Origin of the sequence: Frigidibacter albus (assembly GCF_009908165.1) — a bacterium.
In the GTDB taxonomy this organism is placed as follows: Bacteria; Pseudomonadota; Alphaproteobacteria; order Rhodobacterales; family Rhodobacteraceae; genus Frigidibacter; species Frigidibacter albus.
In genome coordinates this window covers 1-17,801 of the sequence record NZ_JAAAUC010000007.1, presented here as the reverse complement: position 1 = coordinate 17,801, position 17,801 = coordinate 1, and the positions used below count along the sequence as shown (strand labels likewise).

Sequence of the window (17,801 nt, the reverse complement as noted above, 5' to 3'; positions counted from 1 at the left end):
CCTTGGCAATGGGGACAAAAGGTGCGGGACGACAGGACGGGGATCGAATGGCCGACGCTGGCGCTGATGGCGGGCTGCTATGCCACATGGGCGGCGGGCACCACCCTCGCCTGGGATCTGTGGGGGCCGCTCGGCTTTGCGCTGACGGTGCTGGCGATCGTGCTGCATTCCTCGCTGCAGCATGAGGTGCTGCATGGCCACCCCTTCGCCAATGCCGCCGCCAGCGATGCGACGGTGTTCCCGGCCTTGGGCATCCTCTACCCCTACCGCCGCTTCCGCGACACCCACCTTGCGCATCATCAGGACGAGCGGCTGACCGACCCCTATGACGACCCCGAATCCAACTACCTCGACCCGGCAGTGTGGGAGCGGCTGCCGCGGCCCGCGCAAAAGCTGCTGCGGCTGAACAATTCGCTGCTGGGTCGGATGGCTCTTGGCCCGGCCATCGGCGCGTGGGTGTTCCTGCGGGGGGACTGGCGCGCGATCATGGCGGGCGACAGCAGGGTCCGCACCGACTGGCTGCTGCATCTGGGCGGCGTGGCGCTGGTGCTGCTCTGGCTGCTGGCCGTGGCCGCGATGCCGGTCTGGGCCTATCTGCTGGCCGTCTACGCCGCGCTGTCGGTGTTGAAGATCCGCACCTTTCTGGAGCATCGGGCGCATGAACGCGCCCGCGGCCGCACGGTGATTGTCGAGGACAGGGGGCCGCTGGCCTTCCTGTTCCTGAACAACAACCTGCATGTCGTCCACCACACCCATCCCAAGGTGACGTGGTATCGACTGCCCGCCGTCTATGCCGCGCGGCGCGACTTCTACCTGACCAAGAATGACGGCTACCGCTATGCCTCCTACGCCGAGGTGTTCGCCAAGCATTTCTGGCGGGCGAAAGACCCGGTGCCGCATCCGCAGATGATGCCGCGCAAGTAGACCATGACCCTCTGGATTCCGATCACGCTCGCGGCTGCCGCGGTGCAGACGCTGCGCTTCATGTTGCAAAAGCGCCTGCAGGGCGCCGGGCTGTCGGTGGGCGGCGCGACTTTCAGCCGCTTCCTGTTCGGCGCGCCGCTGGCGGCGCTGGCGGCAGCGGTGACGCTGCTGGCGACCGGCGCGGCGATTCCGCCGCTGACGGGCAAGTTCTGGGCCTTCGCGCTGGCGGGCGGCGCAGCGCAGGTGGCGGCGACCTACATGACCGTGGCGCTGTTCGGGTTGCGGAATTTCGCCGTGGGGGTGGTGTTCACCAAGACGGAAACCGTGCAGGTCGCCGCCTTCTCGGCGTTGCTGCTGGGCGAGGCGGTCAGCCTGCCGGGCTGGGGCGCGATCCTTGCCGGGCTGGGGGGCGTGCTGCTGCTGAGCTGGCAGAGCGGCGTGGCCAAGGGCGGGATGCTGTCGCGCGCCACGCTCTACGGCGTGGCGGCGGGGGGCCTGTTCGGCCTGTCGGCCATCGGCTACCGCGGCGCGACGCTGGAGCTGGCGCCGGCCGCCTTCTTCACCCGCGCGGTGGTGACGCTGGCCTGCGTGACCTTTGCCCAAAGCCTCGGCATGGCCGCCTGGCTGATCTGGCGCGAGCCCGGCGAGCTGCCCCGCGTCGTTGCCGCCTGGCGGCGCACGGTCTGGGTGGGGGTGACGGGGATGCTGGGTTCGCTCGGCTGGTTCACCGCCTTCTCGCTGCAGAACGCCGCCTATGTGCGGGCGGTGGGGCAGGTGGAGATCGTGTTCACGCTGCTGGTCTCGGTGCTGGTGTTCCGCGAGAAGCTGACCCTGCGCGAGGGCGCGGGCATCGCGCTGGTCATCGGCAGCGTGATCGCGCTGGTGCTGCTGCTGCGTTAAGCCGCCGCGCCGATCCGCCGGAAGGTGGAAACGGGGCCGGAATTGTCGAAGAACGGCACGGTTTCCGGCTGATGCAGCCCCTCGGCGCAAAGCGCGGCGACCTCGGCCAGCACCACCTCGGTGATGAAGGGCAGGTCGAGCTTGCGCGCCTCGGCCAGCGGCACCCAATGCAGGAACGACAGCTCATCAGTGGCGCGGCCGAAATCGTCGGGATCGCCGCAGACTGCATCTGCGCTGGCCAGAAAGAACCGCGCATCGAAGCGGCGCGGGCGGCCCGGCGGGGTGATGGCGCGGAACACGAAATGCAGGGGCGAGGCGTCGGGCACGAGCCCCGTCTCGGCAAAGCCCGCCCAGTCGGCCGGGTCTGCGCCGGTGCTGGCGGGCCAGGTGCCGGGACGGCCAAGGCGCAGGCCCGTCTCCTCCCACAGCTCGCGGATCGCGGCACCGGCGAGGGCCGCGGGCGGGCAGGTGCCCTCCGCCAGCCGTGCGGCGCAGCTCTCGTTCAGCGGTGCTGCAAAGGGCAGGTCGCCGTCGCCGGCATCGACCGCGCCGCCCGGGAACACGAATTTCGACGGCATGAACGCCGCCGCCGCCCCGCGCTGGCCCATCAGCACCGCCGGCCCGGCCGCGCCCTGCCGCAGCAGCAGCACGGTCGCGGCATCGCGGATCGGCAGGTCGCGTTTCGCCAGGTCGGGGTGGGGTGCTGCGGGGCGGGGCGTGCTCATCGTCTCAGCCGCTCGCCGGGGCGCCGAAGCCATGCATCCGCTTGGCCCATTGGAAGCCGACCATCGCGCCCTTCAGCCGCGGCAGCAGGAACAGCGACAGCGCCACCGTTCCGACCGAGAACACCGAGGCCATCACCAGCGGATCGGGCCGGAAGGCAACGAAGGCCCAGAGGATCACCGGCGCCATGATGTGCCCGACGATCAGGATGGTCAGGTAGGCCGGCCCGTCATCGGCGCGCTGGTGGTGCAAGGGCTCGCTGCAGACCGGGCAGGTGTCGCGCACCTTGAGGTAGCCCGACATCAGCGGGCCTGACCCGCAATTGGGGCAACGCTGCTTCCAGCCCCGCTTGAGCGCCGGGCCAAGCGGGCGATCGGCTTCATCCTCGGCGTGTGGGGTCAGGGCCGGGTCGATTTCTAGAGACTTCTGTGGGGCAGTCTGTCTGGCGGTCTGTTGTGCAGTCTGGGGCATGGGAGGGGCATTCCTGTTGGCGCTCGCGTTTATCCCAAGAAACATGGGGGCGCGGAAGCGGGAACAGAGGGCTTGTGCGAAGATGTCGCAAGAATGTGCCTTTTCTTGCCGGTTTTGGCCCGCGCAGAGGCCTTTCGGGCGGGTCCGGTCCCGCAGACGGCGCCCCTCACGCAGCCGTGACGACGGAACCGCACGCCTCCTCCGTTTCACAGGGTATCGAAGGGCAAGACGCGCCCCCCACCCGAGGAGAGCACGATATGAAATCCAGAACAGTGATGGCCGTCCTGGCCGTGGCGCTTGGCACCACCGCGATTGCGGTCCCGGCCTTTGCCGATCGCGGCATGATGCAGGGCCGCATGCATGGCATGATGGGCGGCATGATGGGGCAAGACGGCCCGCAAGGCATGATGCCGGACTTTGCCACGCTCGATGCCGATGGCGATGGCTCCGTGACCGAGGCCGAGATCCTGGCCTGGCGCCAGGGCAAGGTCGAAGGCCTCGACGCCAATGGCGACGGGCTGCTGAGCGCCGAGGAACTGGTCGCGCATGAGATGGCGCAGGCGCAGGTCCGGGCCGAGGCACGGGTGGCGCGGCAGATCGCGGCGCAGGATCTGGACGGCGACGGCGCGCTGTCGGCGGCCGAGCTGATGGCGCCGCCGATGCCGATGCAGATGTTCGCCCGGGCCGATACCAATGGCGACGGCGCGGTGAGCGCCGAGGAGTTCGAGGCCGCCAAGGCGCGCATGGCTGACCGGATGAAGCGGGGCGGTGAGCGCGGCAAGGACCGTGACGAGCGTCGCGGCGAGCGCGGTGGCGAGCGCGAGCATCGTGGCCCGCACGGCATGGGCGGCCAAGGTGGTCCCGGCGCAGCGCCGGGTGTAGTGCCTCCGGTCGCCCCCGACGCTGCACTGGCCCCGGCTCCGGCGAACTGATCCGCGCCTGACAGAGGGCGGGGCGCTTCGGCGCCCCGTTCCCCCGACCCGCAGCGCCGTGCGGACGGGGCAGCGATTGCACCGGACGCGACCTGAGTATACCCCGGACCCATGAACATGGCCCTCGATCTGCGCAGCGACGTTCCCGACGAGGCCCTGTTGGTGCTCTATGCCAACGGGGATCCCGAGGCCGCGCGGGCGCTGACCCTGCGGCTGGCGCCGATGGCGCTGCGGCTTGCGGCGCGGATGCTGGGCGAGCGGACCGAGGCCGAGGATGTGGCGCAAGAGGCGATGCTGCGGTTGTGGCGGGTGGCGCCTGACTGGCGGCAGGGCGAGGCGAAGGTCTCCACCTGGCTCTACCGGGTCACGTCGAACCTCTGCACCGACCGTCTGCGCCGCCGCGGGCGGTCTGTCGCGCTCGATGCGGTGGCCGAGCCCGAGGACGGGCGGCCGGGCGCGGTGGCCGGGCTGATCGAGGCGGACCGGGCCACTGCGCTGGAGGCGGCACTGGCCGCGCTGCCGGACCGGCAAAGGCAGGCGGTGGTGCTGCGGCACCTCGAGGGGCTGACCAACCCCGAGATCGCCGAGATCATGGAGATCGGCGTCGAAGCGGTCGAAAGCCTGACGGCGCGGGGCAAACGCGCCTTGACCGCGGCCCTGGGGGGGCGGCGCGAGGAATTGGGGTATGACAATGGCTGATCCGCACAAGATGACCGAGACCGACATGGAACTGGAGGCCTTCTTCAGCGCCGGCCGAGCCGCTGCGGCCGAGCCTTCGGCAGCGTTTCTGGCGCGGGTTCTTGCCGAGGCCGAAGCGGTGCAGGCCGGGCGGATTGCGCCAGCGCCGCCGCCGCGGCAGGGGATCTGGGCCGGGGTTCTGTCCGCCCTGGGCGGCTGGGGCGGCGCCGGCGGACTGGCTACCGCAACCATTGCCGGGGTCTGGCTGGGCTTCGCCGGGGTGCAGGGCTCTGGCACGCTGACCGCGTTTCTGGCCGCTTCGGACGAGGCGGCCATCACATTGGAACTGATCCCGGATTTCGACAGCTTCGCGCTGGCGGCGCTGGAAACGGAGGGCTGAGATGACCACACCGAGCCAACCCGCCGCTGCTCCGCGCAGCCCGCGCTGGATGCGCATCGTGCTGGTGCTGTCGCTGGCGCTGAACCTTGCCGGGGTGGGCATGGTCGCGGGCGCTGTGCTGGGGCACTCCAAGAAACCGCCGCGCCCGCCGATGGTCAGCGACCTTGGCTTTGGGCCCTATACCGACGCGCTGAGCGCCGAGGACCGCCGCGCCCTGCGCAGCGCCTTTGTCGAGCGGGCGCCGGATTTCCGCGACCTGCGCCGGGTGATGCGCGGCGATTTCGACCGGCTGCTGGCGATCCTGCGCACCGAACCCTATGACGCCGCCGCCGCCGCCGCGGTGATCGCTGCGCAACGCGACCGGGCGCGGCAGGGGTTCGAGCTGGGGCAGGATCTGCTGGTGGAGCGGCTGGGGGCGATGACTGCGGCCGAACGCGCCGCCTTTGCGGACCGGCTGGAACGGGTGCTGTCCCGCCCGCCCGGGCATGGGGGGCGGCGGCCGGACGCGGAGAAGCGCGAGGACTGACGCGCGGCGCCGCGCGTCTGGCCGCGCAGGGGGGCTTTGCGCCCCCCACGCCCTGCGGGCTCCCCCCGCAGGATATTTGCACAAGGAGAGGGGTGGGGGCGGTAGGCAGGCCTCTGCGCGGTTGTCACATCCACGCACCCGTCCAGCTGGGCAGGGCGGCGCGCGGCCTTGCAGGTTTGCGCCGGGCCGGGGGCGCATAGGGTTGCGCGAGCCGACCTTGAGGGCGACGGCCAGAGCCCTTCGCGCTGTCGACTGCTCTCGAGATAGCCGGTGCGCCGGGGGACTTTGCGCCCCCAAGCCCTTCGGGCTTCGCCGCAGGATACTTGGACAAGGCAAAGGCCGGCGGGCCGTTGGGGGGCGGCATGTGTTCAGAGGCAGGCGCGGTCGCGCGCGGCGCGCCGCTTCTCTGGCATCGGGCCGGTTCAGGGGCGGTGCAAGGGCACCGGCTGGCGCTGTGACTGGGCCGTCACCGCTGCAGTGTCGTTGCGAGGGGCCTGCCTGTCGGGCCTGCGGTGCGTCTCGGGCGCCGGCGGGACGCATCGGTTGCGTCGCGCTTTGGCATCTTCGAGGTTGGGGGCGGCGCGACGACGCCATGCGGACTGCTCTCGCTGGGCGGCCCCTTACCCCGTAGGGCGGAGCAGCTTGGCAGTGGTCACTGCCGCGGCTGTGGTGTGCTGGACGGGCGCGGGACCCGCCTCCAAGCCCTGTACCCTCGTCCCCCGCCGGACGCGCGGCGCGCTGGGCGGGCGGGGCTGTTCTGTTGGCGCAGCCCCTTATGCCGCGGGGCGGCTGATCGTCACCAGGTTGCGGCCCTCGGCCTTGGACCCCAGCAGCGCGTGGTCGGCGCGGCACATCAGCTCGTCGACCGGGGCGGGGGCGCTGCGCGGGCCGCCGCCGATGGCCAGGCCGATCGAGACGGTGACCGGCACTGCGCCCTGGCCGAAGGGCAGCGTGATCGGGCGTTCCTCGATCACCCGGCGCAGGCGTTCGGCGGCCTCGCGCGCATCCTCGAGCCGTGTGTCGGGCAGGGCCACCAGAAACTCCTCGCCCCCGAGCCGCGCCACCAGATCGACGGGGCGCAGGTTGCCGCGCAGCCGCTCGGCAACCTCGACCAGCACCGCATCCCCGGCGGCATGGCCCCAGCCGTCATTCACCAGCTTGAAACGGTCGAGATCGAGCAGCATCAGCGCGAAATGCCGCCCGGTCTGGCGGGCCCGCTCGGCGATGCGGGCCAGATGCGGCAGCGCGTAGCGGCGGTTGTAAAGGCTGGTCAGCGGGTCGATCACCGCCATGCGCAGCCCGTCGGCCACTTGTGCGCGCAGCCGGTCGGCCTGGCGCTTGCGGCGGATCTGGCTGCGCAGGCGCAGCGCGATCTCGGCCGGGCAGGCGGTTGCGGCGATCACGTCCGAAGCGCCAAGATCCAGCGCCATCGCCGCGGTCTCGGGCGCCAGCGGTGGCAGCGCGATGCAGATCGCGGCATGGCGCGTGGCGCTGCGCGAGCGCAGTTCCGACATCAGCCGCAGCCCCTCGCCGGGTTGGGCAAGATCGGCCGCAAGCAGGAACAGGTCGGGGCTGGGCTGGCCGGCGCCGGGCTGGGTTTCGGCCAGCACATCCTCGCGCCCCAGCACCAGCAGGCGGTCCTGCAGATGCGGGATGAGGTCGTGCTTCCAGGCCAGCGCCGTCTCCCGCCGCGCCGCGACCAGCGCGATGGTGGCGGGGGCGTCGAAGCCATCGGCCACCTCGGCAAAGCCAAGCTCGCGGCTGGTGGTGTCGCGCAGGCGCAGCTCTTCCTCGGTCTCGCGGGCCCGCAGCAGGCTGCGCATCCGGGCCAGCAGCACCACCTCGTCCAGCGGCTTGGACAGGAACTCCTCGGCCCCGGCCTGCAGGGCGCGCAGCTTGCTGGCGGCATCGCGGAAGGTGGAGACCATCACCACAGGGATCGCGCGGGTGGCCGGATCGGCCTTCAGCGCGGTGCAGACGGCGATGCCGTCCATGTCGGGCAGTTGCACGTCGAGCAAGATCAGGTCGGGCCGCTCGGACCGGGCCAGCCGCAGCCCCTCGGTCCCCGTGGCCGCCTGCAGCGTGTCATAGCAGGCCGAGGCGAGTTTCACCTTCAGCACGATACGATTCGTCGCTACGTCATCCACGATCAGGATCTTGCCTGCCATCGCAGTCTCCGCTTTCCTGCGCCCCGATATGTCCATACTTCGTTTCCAAAGGTTAAGATTTCCTTTCCGGCCATCACACGGGGCCGTGAGGACAGGAGGGACGGCATGGCCGAAGGCATGATGACACGCGGCGCGGCCGAGGTTCTGGCGGTGCAGGCGCTTGGCTGGCTGGCGGCGGATGACGAGCTGTTCGGCAGCTTTCTGGGCAGCACCGGGGCGGGCGTCGATGAGGTCCGCGCGCGGGCGGCGGACCCGGACTTCCTGGGATCGGTGCTGGACTTCCTGCTGATGGACGACGCCTGGATCACCGGGTTCTGCGATGCCGCCGGGCTGCGCTATGACGCGCCGATGCGGGCGCGGGCGGCGCTGCCGGGCGGGGATGCGATGCACTGGACGTGAGGGGGCGACTGCGAGCGGGCGGTTTTTCCGTGTGGCTGTCATCGCTTATGTGCAGACAGTCATAGGGCTGCGCCCGTCCGCCGGGTGGGCGAGCGACGGCGGTTCTAGGCACCTTATGGTGCGGCATCTCCCACAGTGGTTCTAGGCGGCGAGCGTGGGGAGCGCCCGCCCGAGGGGGCGGACGGGCGCTGCCCGGCGGCGCTGAAGCGCCTTGTTCCGGGCAAAGGAAGTCTCTTGAAGCGGCCTCCGTCCCCGTCGCCTTTGCGTTGCAATCGCGCCCCGGATCGGCCAGTCTTGGACTCCGGGAGCAGGAGAGCGCATGGCCGATATCCGAGCGATCATCTTCGACAAGGATGGCACCTTGTTCGATTTCGAGGCGACGTGGAGCGCCTGGGCGCGTAGCCTGCTGCTGGATCTGGCGGCGGGCGATACCGCCCGGGCCGAGAGGCTGGGCGAGGCGATCGGTTTCGATTTCGCCGGCAGCCGGTTCGCGGAGAGCAGCCTCGTCATCGCGGGAACCCCGGGAGAGATTGCCGAGGCGCTGCTGCCGCATGTGCCGGGCGCCAGCCCGCTGACGCTGGTCGCGCGGATGAACGCGCTGGCGGCGGTTGCCCCGCAGGCCGAGGCGGTGCCGCTGGCGCCGCTGCTGGGTGCGCTGCGCGGGCAGGGGCTGCGGCTGGGGGTTGCCACCAATGATGCCGAAGGCCCGGCGCGGGCGCATCTGGATACCGCGGGCGTGCTCGGGATGTTCGATTTCATCGCCGGCTTCGACAGTGGCCATGGCGCGAAACCGAGCCCGGGGCAGCTGCTGGCCTTTGCCGAACAGATGGGCCTGCGCCCCGCCGAAGTGGCGATGGTCGGCGACAGCCGTCATGATCTGCATGCGGCGCGGGCGGCGGGCATGGCCGCGGTCGCCGTGCTCTCGGGCATCGCGGGCTCTGCGGAACTGCAGCCCTATGCCGATGTGGTGCTGCCCGATATCGGCCATCTGCCGGGCTGGCTCAGCACCCGCGGCGGCTTGGGCCGGGTGGCGGAAACCGCCGCCTGACACTCCGGCACTGGCCGCACCCCGAAAACGACACCTCCATGTCGCGCAAAGCCGCGAACTGACCCGCCCGCGCGCCCAATTCTGGCGCAGCAGCAAAAGGGGCGGGCCATGGCAGTCGCAGCGGAAGACGAGGGCAGGCGGAAACGGGCAGGCGGGCGCGCCGGCCATGCCCGCCGTGCGGGCACCCATGCCATCGAGCAGATGTCCTGGCGCATCCCGCAGAACCATGACCGCCCGACCGAGCCGATGGGGCCGGACGGCGTGCTGGCGATCCACAACGGCGCCATGCGCATCCTGCGCGACATCGGCATCCGCTTCCTGAACGACGAGGCCTTGGCGATCTTCCGGCAGGCGGGCTGCAAGGTCGAGGGCAACACCGTCTTCATGGACGAGGCCTTCGTGATGGAGATGCTGGGCCGCTGCCCCGAGCAGTTCACCCTCACCCCGCGCAACCCCGCCCGCGCCCTGCCCATCGGCGGCAAGGCGCTGCTGTTCGGCAATGTCTCCTCGCCGCCCAACTACTGGGATCTGGAAACCGGCAAGGTGCCGGGCTTCATGGAGGGCTTTCGCAGCTTCATGAAGCTGACCCAGTATTTCAACTGCATCCATTTCGCGGGCGGCTACCCGGTGGAGCCGGTGGACGTGCATGCCTCGGTCCGGCATCTGGACTGCCTCTATGAAAAGCTGGTGCTGACCGACAAGGTCGTCCACGCCTATTCGCTGGGGGCCGAACGGATCGAGGATGCGATGCAGATGGTGCGCATCGCCGGGGGGATGACCGAGGAGGAGTTCCGCGCCCGCCCGCATATGTACACCAACATCAACTCGGTCTCGCCGCTGAAGCACGATCATCCGATGATCGACGGCGCCCTGCGCTGCGCCCGCGCCGGGCAGGCGGTGATCGTGACGCCCTTCACGCTGGCAGGCGCGATGGCGCCGGTGACGCTGTCGGGCGCGGTGACGCTGTCGATTGCCGAGGCGCTGTCGGCCATCGCGCTGATCCAGTATGCAGCACCGGGCGCGCCCTGCGTGATCGGCACCTTCACCTCCAATGTCGACATGAAGTCCGGCGCGCCGGCCTTCGGCACCCCCGAATACATGCGCGCCACCCAGATGACCGGGCAGATGGCGCGCTTCTACAAGCTGCCGCTGCGCTCCTCGGGCGTCTGCGCCGCCAACGTGCCCGACGGGCAGGCGATGTGGGAGACGTCGAACAGCCTCTGGGCCGCGGTGCAATCGGGCACCCACATGGTCTATCACGCGGCCGGCTGGCTGGAGGGCGGGCTGATCGCCAGCCCCGAGAAATTCGTGATGGATTGCGAAGTGCTGCAGATGATCCAGCGCTACATGGAGCCCGCGACCTGGGCAACCACGCCCGAGGATATCGCCATCGAGGCCATCGCCGAGGTCGGCCCCGAGGGCCATTACTTCGGCTGCCAGCACACGCAGGAACGCTACACGACCGCCTTCTACGCCCCCATCGCCAGCGACTGGCGCAACTTCGAGGCCTGGCAGCAGGATGGCGCGCTGCAGACACCCGAGCGCGCGCACCGGATCTTCAAGGCGATCCTCGCCGAGTTCGAACCGCCGCCGATGGATGCAGGCGTGCATGAGGAGCTGAAGGAGTTCGTGGCCCGGCGGAAGGCCGAGGGCGGCGCGCCGACGGATTTCTGAGGGGGGCGTGGGACAGGAGGCAACCCGGGGGGCTGCCCAAAGACGCGAGCAGGCTTGGGGGATGGGTTGAATGTGGTTCCAGGACGCAAAGCTGCTGCATGGCTTGCACAGTCAGAGGGCCGGGCCCGTCCGCCGGGTGGGCGAGCCACCGCAGTTCTAGGCACTTTATGGCGCGGCCTACTTCCACCGGCGTTCTAGGCGCAACGGTTGAGTAGCGCCCGCCCGAGGGGGCGGACTGGCGCTGCCCGGCGGCACTGAAGCGCCTTGTTCCGGGCAAGGAAAAGGGGCCTGGAACATCGCAGACACTGCCTCGGCCGCTCGCGGCCAAGCACCTGTCGGCCTTCCATGCCGGGCCGAACCAGACGCCCACTGGCCCCCGCCCGGCGAAGGGGATAGCCTGCCCCCCGCAAGGCAGGAGCGACCAGCATGAGTGACAGCACCATCAACGGCACCAGCTTCACGCCCGAGCGGCTGCGGCTGGCAGGGTTCGGCGCGCTGGCGGGCCTCTGCGGCTGGCTGCTGACCGATGTGCTGGCCGAGGACCTGGGCGGCACCCGTCTGCATCTGGTCCTGACCGTGCTGGCCGGGGTCTTCTTTGCCGATGCGCTGGCGATGGCCGGGCAGATGCGCGCCCGGGCCGCCGTGGCCGGGGCGGCGCTGGTGGCGCTGCCTGTCGCCGGCCTCGCGCTCTGGGCCAGCCTGCGCTTTGCCAGCGTCGAGGACATGCTACGCAGCCCGCATCAGATGCTGGCCGTGCTGCTGCTCGCCGCCCTCCCGGTCCCCTTCCTGATCGCCCGCGGCATCGGTGCCGGCTCGCGCGACTACCCGGCGCTGTTCCTTGCCGCCTGGAACATCGTCGTGCGCTACGCCGCCGCCTGGCTGTTCGCGGGCGTGGTCTGGGCGGTGGTGTTCCTGTCGGACACGCTGCTCTCGCTGGTCGGGATCACCGCCATCGACTGGCTGATCTCGGAGGTGGAACTGGTGCCGTGGCTCCTCACCGGGGCCGCGCTTGGCCTTGGCCTCGCGGTCGTGTCCGAACTGGCCGAGCTGGTCTCGCCTTACCTCGTGCTGCGCCTCCTGCGCCTGCTGCTGCCGCCCTTGCTGGTGGTGATGGTGATCTTCGCCCTGGCGCTGCCGTTCCGCGGCCTCAGCGGGCTTTTCGGCACCTTCTCTGCCGCCGCCACGCTGATGGCCATCGCCCTGGGCGGGGTCTCGCTGATCTCCATCGTTGTCGATCAGACCGAGGCCGAGGCGGCGCATACCCCGCTGATGCGCGGCGCTGCCCGCGCCATGGCCCTGCTGCTGCCGGTGCTGGCGGGCCTCGCCGTCTGGGCGGTGCTGCTGCGCATCGGCCAGCACGGGCTGACGCCTGATCGGGTGGCGGGCGGCCTCGCGGCGCTGGTGGTGATGGGCTACGCGCTGCTCTACGCGGCCTCGGTCCTCTCTGGCGCGGCCTGGATGGACCGCATCCGCCAGGCCAACATCGCCATGGCTCTGGTGGTGATGGCGGCCGCGGCGCTCTGGCAGACCCCGGTCCTGAATGCCGAGGCACTGTCGGCCCGCAGCCAGCTCGCGCGCTTTCAGGACGGCCGCATCCCGGTGGTGCAACTGCCGCTGCACGAGATGCGGTGGGACTGGGGACGCCCTGGCGCCGCGGCGCTGGCCGAGCTTGGGGCCGTCACCGGCCACCCCGATCAGGCGGCGCTGGACGCGCGGCTGGCAGAGGTGAACGCGGCCACGGGCCGCTACGCCGCCAGTTCCGAACCCGCAGGCGCCCCGGCGCTGGACGCACTTCGCAGCAGCCTGACCATCCTGCCCGAGGGCCGCGAGCTGCCGGACTGGATGCTGGACGGCCTGCAGCAATGGGAGACCGACGGCTGGATGGAGGCCTGCGCGCGCACCGATGGCGCCGGCCTCCCCGGCTGCGTGCTGGTGATCGGCGAGTTCCTGCCCGCCGCGCCCGGTGAGGAGGCGCTGCTGTTCCTCAACGGCGGTGGCGACAGCGTGATCCGGCAAGGCTTCGTCTCCTCCCGCGGCACCGAGTATCGCGCCTCGGCGATCTTCGTGGCCCCGGCGGTAGATCCGGGGGCCGAGGCGCTGTTCGCCGCCCTGCACGCGGGCGATATCCGCATCGGCCCGGCCTCGGTGTCCGCTTTGCATATCGGCGCGGCCGAGGTCCTGCTGCTGCCCTGGCCCTGAGCGGACCGGTCAAACTGTTCCGATACGGCCGGCGCGGATTTGCGCTTTGTAAACCGCCCTGCGCCTAACCTGCTGCCAGTGGGAAAAGGGGTTTCGGAATGCACGGTCTAGTCAACCGTTCGCTCCAGTGTTTCTTGCGCGATACCTATGGGCCGGACCTGTGGGACGCGGTGGCACGGCGGGCGGGCATCGGGCCAGACGGGTTCGAGGCGATGCAGATATACGACGACGCGCTGACCGAGGCGGTGCTGGCGGCGGCGGCGCAGCAGCTGGTCAAACCGCCCGAGGCGCTGCTGGAGGATCTGGGCACCTATCTGGTGTCGCTCGAACCCCTGCGGCGGCTTCTGCGCTTTGGCGGGGTCGGCTATGCCGACTTCCTGCAGTCGCTCGACGATCTGCAGGGCCGCGCGCAACTGGCGCTGCCGGACCTTGGCCTGCCGGCGCTGCGGCTGGTGGCGGAACCCGGCGGGCGGTTCGTGCTGCATCTGGGCGGCGGCCTTGCCGGCGCGGCGATGGCCCGGCTGGCGCCGCCGGTGCTGGCCGGGGTGCTGCGCGCCATGGCCGATGATTACGGCGCGCTGGCGCTGATCGAGCTGCCGGATGTGCGGCAGGACGCATCGGGCGCCATCCATATCGACCTGCTGCAGGCGCGCTTCGCCAAGGGGCGGCGCTTCCAGCTTGGCCTGCCGGCGGCCGGGGTGGCGCCATGACCGCGCCCCGGCCGACCCCCGCCCTTGGCCCCGCCCTTGCTCCGGCGCCTGCCATGGCTCCGGCGGCGCTGCCCGATCCCTCGCGGCTCTTGCCCGAGCTGCTGGGTGTGCTGATGCCGATGTTCCTGTGGCTCGACGCAAGCGGCCGGGTCCAGGCCGCGGGGCCGACGCTGCGCAAGGTCTGTGGCCGGGCCCTGCGCCCCGGCGTGTCGCTGTTCGACCTGATCGAGATCACCCGCCCGCAGCGGATGACCGGCATGGCCGACCTGCGCGCCCATGGCCTGCGCCGTCTGCATCTGGCCCTGCGCGCGCGGCCCCGCACGGGCCTGCGCGGCATCGCGGTGCCGCTCGGGCCAGAGGTGGGGCCGGATGTGGGGCCAGAGCAGGAGGGAGGGGTTCTGCTGAACCTGTCCTTTGGCCTGACCGTGGCCGAGGCGGTGCGCGACCATGCCCTGACCGACAGCGATTTCGCGCCGACCGACCTGACGGTGGAAATGCTCTACCTGATCGAGGCGAAAAGCGCGGTGATGGGAGAGTTGCGGGGCCTGAACCTGCGGCTGGAACGCGCGCATCGCAGCGCCGTGGCCGAGGCGCTGACTGACCCGTTGACCGGCCTCGCCAACCGCCGCGCGCTGGAACTGGCGCTGGAGTCCGCGGTGCAAAGCGGCGGGCGCGACGAGGCGGCGCCCTTCGCGCTGGTGCATCTCGACCTCGATTTCTTCAAGCAGGTCAATGACACCCATGGCCATGCCGCCGGTGACGCGGTGCTGACCGAGGTGGCGCGGATCCTGCAGGCGGAGACGCGCAAGCACGATCTGGTCGCCCGCGTCGGCGGCGACGAATTCGTGCTGGTGCTGCGCGGCATGACCGACCCCGCCGCCATCGAAGCCCTCGGCCGGCGGATCATCGCCCGTCTGGAAGCGCCGATGCCGGTCGGCAGCGGCATCGCCACCATCTCCGGCAGCCTCGGCGTGGTGCTGTCGGTGGACTACCCGGTTCCCGCGCCCGAACGGATGCTGGCCGACGCCGACCGCGCGCTTTACGCCTCCAAGCACAGGGGGCGGGCGGGGGTGACGGTCCTGCGGGTGGAGAGTGGAATTTAGCAAGCGACTACATGGCTTTGCGGGACGATCTTCATAAAGCACATTAACTTCACCTCCTAACCTCACCAACTGCCAGCTCTGGCGTTGCCACCGAACAGACGGCAAGCTGCGCCGACAGCAAGAGGAGGAGCGCGACATGGACCCATTCGGTTTTGCCACCACCAGGGCACTGGTCTTCCGCCCGGGGGCCGCGGCGGAGCTTGGCTCTGTCGCCGGCGCGCTGCTGGGGCCGCGGGTGCTGCTGGTCACCGATCCGGGGCTGCGCAAGCTGGGGCTCTGCGATCCGGCGATTGCCTCGCTGTCGGTGGCGGCCGAGGTCGCGGTGTTCGACGCGGTGGAGGCCGACCCCTCGCAGGCCACGCTGATGGCGGCGGTGGCGGCGGGGCAGGCCCTGGGCGCGACCGGGGTTGTCGGCTTCGGCGGCGGCTCCTCGCTGGATGTGGCCAAGCTCGCCGCGCTGCTGCTGGGGTCGGGCGAGGATCTGGAAGGCGCCTGGGGCGTCGGCAATGCCCGCGGCCCGCGCCTGCCGCTGGTGCTGGTGCCGACGACCGCCGGCACCGGGTCCGAGGTGACGCCGGTGTCGATCATCACCGTCGGGGCCGAGGAGAAGCGGGGCGTGTCCTCGCCGGTGATCCTGCCGGACATCGCGGTGCTGGATGCCGACCTGACGCTGGGGCTGCCGCCAGCGATCACCGCTGCCACGGGGGTGGATGCGATGGTCCATGCCATCGAGGCCTATGCCTCGGCCAGCCCCAACAACAACCCGCTGAGCAAGATGCTGGCGCGCGAGGCGCTGCGGCTGCTGGGGGCCCATATCGAGACGGCGGTGGCGGAGGGCGGCAACCGCGCGGCGCGGGGGGCGATGCTGCTGGGGTCGATGCTGGCCGGGCAGGCCTTCGCCAACAGCCCGGTGGCGGCGGTCCATGCGCTGGCCTATCCGATCGGCGGGATCTTCCATGTGCCGCATGGCCTGTCGAACGCGCTGGTGCTGCCGCATGTGCTGCGCTTCAACGCGCCGGTGGCGGGCGGGATCTATGCCGAGATTGCCGCCGATGCCTTCCCGGCGCTGGCCGAAGTCGGCGCGCAGGGCCGCTGCGCCGCCTTCATCGAGGCGCTGGAGCAGCTGGCGCTGCGGCTGAACATGCCGACCCGGCTGCGCGATGTCGGCATCCCCGAGGACGCGCTGCCGCGGATGGCGGCTGACGCGATGAAGCAGCAGCGGCTGCTGGTGAACAACCCGCGCCCGGTGGCCGAGGCGGATGCGCTGGCGATCTACCGCGCGGCGTGGTGAGGGGCGGGCCGCCCGACCGGCTCAGGTGGCACGCTCGTCCCGGGGCGAGCCCATGACGATATAGGATGTGATCGCGCTGACATGCGAGCGCGTGCCCAGAACCTCGGTATGGAAGCGCTTGTAGTCGGCGAGGCTGGCGCATTCGACGCGCAGCAGGTATTCGAACGCGCCGGCGATATTGTGGCATTCAACCACCTCCGGCGCCAGCATCATGGCGCGCTCGAAGCCTTCCTGGGCGGCCTTGGTGTGCAGGGAAAGGCCCACCATCACATAGGCCACGAAGCCGCGCCCCATCCTTTCGGCATCGGTGACGACCCGGTAGCCACGGATGACGCCGGCCCGCTCCAGCTCTTGCACGCGGCGCAGGCAGGCGGAGGGCGACAGGTTAACTCTTTCGGCCAGATCGACATTGCTGATCCGCCCCTCGCGGGCAAGGATGCGCAATATAGTCTGGTCGATGGCGTCGATCTTTGACATTTGTTGCGGCATTCCCGGGATCAGATCAATCTTCGACGCAGAATTGCGCAGTGGAAGCCCTAACATTGCGGCGGAACACATGCACAGGCAAGACCCATGAGCCTCACCGTCCTGACCGCCCTTCTGGGCTTCGCCTTCATCACCACGGTGACACCGGGGCCGAACAACCTGATGCTCATGGCGTCTGGTGCGAATTTCGGCTTCCGCAGGACGCTGCCGCATATGCTTGGCATCGTCGGCGGCGTGTCGGCCATGGCGCTGCTGGTGGGGGTGGGGCTGATGGCGGCGTTCGAAGCCGTTCCGGCGTTGAACCTGCTGCTCAAGGGGCTTTCGGTGGCCTATCTGCTGTGGCTGGCCTTCAAGATCGCCACATCCGCCCCGCCCGAAGAGCGCGCCGCGAATGCACGCCCGATGACCCTGCTGCAGGCGGCGGCGTTCCAGTGGGTCAATCCCAAGGCTTGGGCCATGTGCCTGTCTGCCATCACCCTCTACGCGCCCGACCGCGGCTTGCTGTCGGTTGCGATCGTGGCGGGGGCCTTCGCGGTCGTCGCTTTCCCGGCGATCTCGGTCTGGGCGTGGCTTGGCACGGTGATCCGGCAGTGGCTGTCGAACCGGGCGCGGCTTCGGGTGTTCAACTTCACGATGGCCGGCCTGCTGGTCGCATCGCTCTATCCGCTGCTCCTCCCGATCTGAGGCCGGGCGCGGACGCTTTCGCCGCGTCCTGGTCCCGGGCCGGGGCGGGGTTTCGCCAGCGCGGCAAGCTGGTATGCTGGGGCATCGACCGACCGCCGCGCTGACCTGCGGCCCGCCTCCGAAGGACCGCCCCCGCATGAAGCCCGACGTTCTTGTGACCCACCCGACCCGTCCCCGTCAGATGGCGCTGCTGGAGGACGCCTACACGCTCCACCGGCTCGATCTTGCCGAGGACAAGGCCGCGATGCTGGCCGAGGTGGGGCCGCGCTGCGAAGGGATGGTCACCTTCGGCCATGTGACTGTGGGCGAGGCGCTGCTGGCGCAGCTCCCCGCGCTGAAGATCATCGCTTGCGGGTCGGTCGGCTACGACACGATCGACGTCCCCGCGCTGACGCGTGCCGGGGTTCGGCTGACGAACACGCCTGATGTGCTGACCGATGACGTGGCCGATACGGCGCTGATGTTGCTGCTGGCGGCGCGGCGGC

Annotated in this window: 18 protein-coding genes and 1 pseudogene; 15 read left to right on the top strand and 4 right to left on the bottom strand. The window is 70.5% G+C overall.

The annotated features are described in order from the left end of the window. Positions 1-66: 66 nt before the first annotated feature. Positions 67-924 carry a fatty acid desaturase gene (locus GVY41_RS11715; protein ID WP_161347125.1) on the top strand — a complete coding sequence of 286 codons (858 nt, stop codon included), beginning with the start codon at positions 67-69 and terminating at the stop codon, positions 922-924. Between the two features lie 3 nt (positions 925-927). After that, a complete protein-coding gene (locus GVY41_RS11710) occupies positions 928-1,824 on the top strand; it encodes a DMT family transporter (protein ID WP_161347053.1) in 897 nt (298 codons plus the stop codon). On the opposite strand, the gene GVY41_RS11705 is transcribed toward GVY41_RS11710, so the two are convergent. Together GVY41_RS11705 and GVY41_RS11700 are read right to left on the bottom strand one after the other, a co-directional pair. Beyond that, on the bottom strand, positions 1,821-2,549 hold the full coding sequence (locus GVY41_RS11705) for an NUDIX hydrolase (protein ID WP_161347055.1): 729 nt from the start codon (positions 2,547-2,549) through the stop codon (positions 1,821-1,823). The two genes, GVY41_RS11710 and GVY41_RS11705, sit on opposite strands and share 4 nt — an antisense overlap. Positions 2,550-2,553: 4 nt before the next feature. Further along, complete coding sequence (locus tag GVY41_RS11700) at positions 2,554-3,018, bottom strand: DUF983 domain-containing protein (protein ID WP_161347057.1); 465 nt, start codon at positions 3,016-3,018, stop codon at positions 2,554-2,556. A gap of 257 nt (positions 3,019-3,275) precedes the next feature. Between GVY41_RS11700 and GVY41_RS11695 the strand changes: the two genes are divergently transcribed. From GVY41_RS11695 to GVY41_RS11680, 4 genes are all read left to right on the top strand, one after another. Continuing rightward, complete coding sequence (locus GVY41_RS11695; RefSeq protein ID WP_229726041.1) at positions 3,276-3,950, top strand: EF-hand domain-containing protein; 675 nt, start codon at positions 3,276-3,278, stop codon at positions 3,948-3,950. 111 nt (positions 3,951-4,061) lie between these two features. Then, positions 4,062-4,649: an RNA polymerase sigma factor gene (locus GVY41_RS11690; RefSeq protein WP_161347059.1), complete on the top strand. Its 588-nt coding sequence runs from the start codon at positions 4,062-4,064 to the stop codon at positions 4,647-4,649. After that, a complete protein-coding gene (locus GVY41_RS11685) occupies positions 4,636-5,028 on the top strand; it encodes a hypothetical protein (protein WP_161347061.1) in 393 nt (130 codons plus the stop codon). The genes GVY41_RS11690 and GVY41_RS11685 overlap by 14 nt, the downstream gene beginning before the upstream one ends. 1 nt (position 5,029) lies before the next feature. Continuing rightward, complete coding sequence (locus GVY41_RS11680; protein WP_161347062.1) at positions 5,030-5,554, top strand: periplasmic heavy metal sensor; 525 nt, start codon at positions 5,030-5,032, stop codon at positions 5,552-5,554. A gap of 773 nt (positions 5,555-6,327) precedes the next feature. On the opposite strand, the gene GVY41_RS11675 is transcribed toward GVY41_RS11680, so the two are convergent. Next, entirely contained in the window at positions 6,328-7,722 is a 1,395-nt protein-coding gene (locus GVY41_RS11675) for a diguanylate cyclase (RefSeq protein WP_161347065.1), read from the bottom strand. A 105-nt stretch (positions 7,723-7,827) separates the two neighbouring features. Between GVY41_RS11675 and GVY41_RS11670 the strand changes: the two genes are divergently transcribed. From GVY41_RS11670 to GVY41_RS11640, 7 genes are all read left to right on the top strand, one after another. Then, positions 7,828-8,121, top strand: a complete 294-nt coding sequence (locus GVY41_RS11670; RefSeq protein ID WP_161347067.1) for a DUF3572 domain-containing protein — start codon at positions 7,828-7,830, stop codon at positions 8,119-8,121. A 319-nt stretch (positions 8,122-8,440) separates the two neighbouring features. Continuing rightward, positions 8,441-9,169 carry an HAD family hydrolase gene (locus GVY41_RS11665; RefSeq protein ID WP_161347069.1) on the top strand — a complete coding sequence of 243 codons (729 nt, stop codon included), beginning with the start codon at positions 8,441-8,443 and terminating at the stop codon, positions 9,167-9,169. Between the two features lie 108 nt (positions 9,170-9,277). After that, on the top strand, positions 9,278-10,843 hold the full coding sequence (locus GVY41_RS11660; RefSeq protein ID WP_161347071.1) for a trimethylamine methyltransferase family protein: 1,566 nt from the start codon (positions 9,278-9,280) through the stop codon (positions 10,841-10,843). Positions 10,844-11,269: 426 nt separating this feature from the next. Continuing rightward, a complete protein-coding gene (locus tag GVY41_RS11655) occupies positions 11,270-13,042 on the top strand; it encodes a DUF4153 domain-containing protein (protein WP_161347073.1) in 1,773 nt (590 codons plus the stop codon). A 98-nt stretch (positions 13,043-13,140) separates the two neighbouring features. Further along, positions 13,141-13,752 carry a heme NO-binding domain-containing protein gene (locus GVY41_RS11650; RefSeq protein ID WP_161347075.1) on the top strand — a complete coding sequence of 204 codons (612 nt, stop codon included), beginning with the start codon at positions 13,141-13,143 and terminating at the stop codon, positions 13,750-13,752. Continuing rightward, positions 13,749-14,855 (top strand): GGDEF domain-containing protein, encoded by a 1,107-nt coding sequence (locus tag GVY41_RS11645; RefSeq protein ID WP_229726040.1) that lies wholly within the window; start codon positions 13,749-13,751, stop codon positions 14,853-14,855. Before GVY41_RS11650 ends, GVY41_RS11645 begins: the two co-directional genes overlap by 4 nt. Before the next feature lie 136 nt (positions 14,856-14,991). Next, positions 14,992-16,146, top strand: coding sequence for an iron-containing alcohol dehydrogenase (locus GVY41_RS11640; RefSeq protein ID WP_161347077.1), 1,155 nt, complete (start codon positions 14,992-14,994; stop codon positions 16,144-16,146). A gap of 21 nt (positions 16,147-16,167) precedes the next feature. Here GVY41_RS11640 and GVY41_RS11635 read toward each other — a convergent pair whose 3' ends face one another. Then, the gene (locus GVY41_RS11635; RefSeq protein ID WP_161347079.1) at positions 16,168-16,623 is read right to left on the bottom strand and encodes an Lrp/AsnC family transcriptional regulator; all 456 of its coding nucleotides are present in this window, start codon (positions 16,621-16,623) and stop codon (positions 16,168-16,170) included. A gap of 96 nt (positions 16,624-16,719) precedes the next feature. Here GVY41_RS11635 and GVY41_RS11630 point away from each other — a divergent pair, with 96 nt between their 5' ends. Both GVY41_RS11630 and GVY41_RS11625 read left to right on the top strand, forming a co-directional pair. Continuing rightward, positions 16,720-17,316, top strand: coding sequence for a LysE family translocator (locus tag GVY41_RS11630; protein WP_161347081.1), 597 nt, complete (start codon positions 16,720-16,722; stop codon positions 17,314-17,316). Positions 17,317-17,452: 136 nt separating this feature from the next. Next, positions 17,453-17,801, top strand: a pseudogene (locus GVY41_RS11625) (Rossmann-fold NAD(P)-binding domain-containing protein); the annotation flags it as partial.

Coding starts and splice junctions, on each gene's coding strand:
- GVY41_RS11715 (WP_161347125.1), top strand. CDS start 67: ATGGCGGGCTGCTATGCCACATGGGCGGCGGGCACCACCCTCGCCTGG.
- GVY41_RS11710 (WP_161347053.1), top strand. CDS start 928: ATGACCCTCTGGATTCCGATCACGCTCGCGGCTGCCGCGGTGCAGACG.
- GVY41_RS11705 (WP_161347055.1), bottom strand. CDS start 2,549: ATGAGCACGCCCCGCCCCGCAGCACCCCACCCCGACCTGGCGAAACGC.
- GVY41_RS11700 (WP_161347057.1), bottom strand. CDS start 3,018: ATGCCCCAGACTGCACAACAGACCGCCAGACAGACTGCCCCACAGAAG.
- GVY41_RS11695 (WP_229726041.1), top strand. CDS start 3,276: ATGAAATCCAGAACAGTGATGGCCGTCCTGGCCGTGGCGCTTGGCACC.
- GVY41_RS11690 (WP_161347059.1), top strand. CDS start 4,062: ATGAACATGGCCCTCGATCTGCGCAGCGACGTTCCCGACGAGGCCCTG.
- GVY41_RS11685 (WP_161347061.1), top strand. CDS start 4,636: ATGACAATGGCTGATCCGCACAAGATGACCGAGACCGACATGGAACTG.
- GVY41_RS11680 (WP_161347062.1), top strand. CDS start 5,030: ATGACCACACCGAGCCAACCCGCCGCTGCTCCGCGCAGCCCGCGCTGG.
- GVY41_RS11675 (WP_161347065.1), bottom strand. CDS start 7,722: ATGGCAGGCAAGATCCTGATCGTGGATGACGTAGCGACGAATCGTATC.
- GVY41_RS11670 (WP_161347067.1), top strand. CDS start 7,828: ATGGCCGAAGGCATGATGACACGCGGCGCGGCCGAGGTTCTGGCGGTG.
- GVY41_RS11665 (WP_161347069.1), top strand. CDS start 8,441: ATGGCCGATATCCGAGCGATCATCTTCGACAAGGATGGCACCTTGTTC.
- GVY41_RS11660 (WP_161347071.1), top strand. CDS start 9,278: ATGGCAGTCGCAGCGGAAGACGAGGGCAGGCGGAAACGGGCAGGCGGG.
- GVY41_RS11655 (WP_161347073.1), top strand. CDS start 11,270: ATGAGTGACAGCACCATCAACGGCACCAGCTTCACGCCCGAGCGGCTG.
- GVY41_RS11650 (WP_161347075.1), top strand. CDS start 13,141: ATGCACGGTCTAGTCAACCGTTCGCTCCAGTGTTTCTTGCGCGATACC.
- GVY41_RS11645 (WP_229726040.1), top strand. CDS start 13,749: ATGACCGCGCCCCGGCCGACCCCCGCCCTTGGCCCCGCCCTTGCTCCG.
- GVY41_RS11640 (WP_161347077.1), top strand. CDS start 14,992: ATGGACCCATTCGGTTTTGCCACCACCAGGGCACTGGTCTTCCGCCCG.
- GVY41_RS11635 (WP_161347079.1), bottom strand. CDS start 16,623: ATGTCAAAGATCGACGCCATCGACCAGACTATATTGCGCATCCTTGCC.
- GVY41_RS11630 (WP_161347081.1), top strand. CDS start 16,720: ATGAGCCTCACCGTCCTGACCGCCCTTCTGGGCTTCGCCTTCATCACC.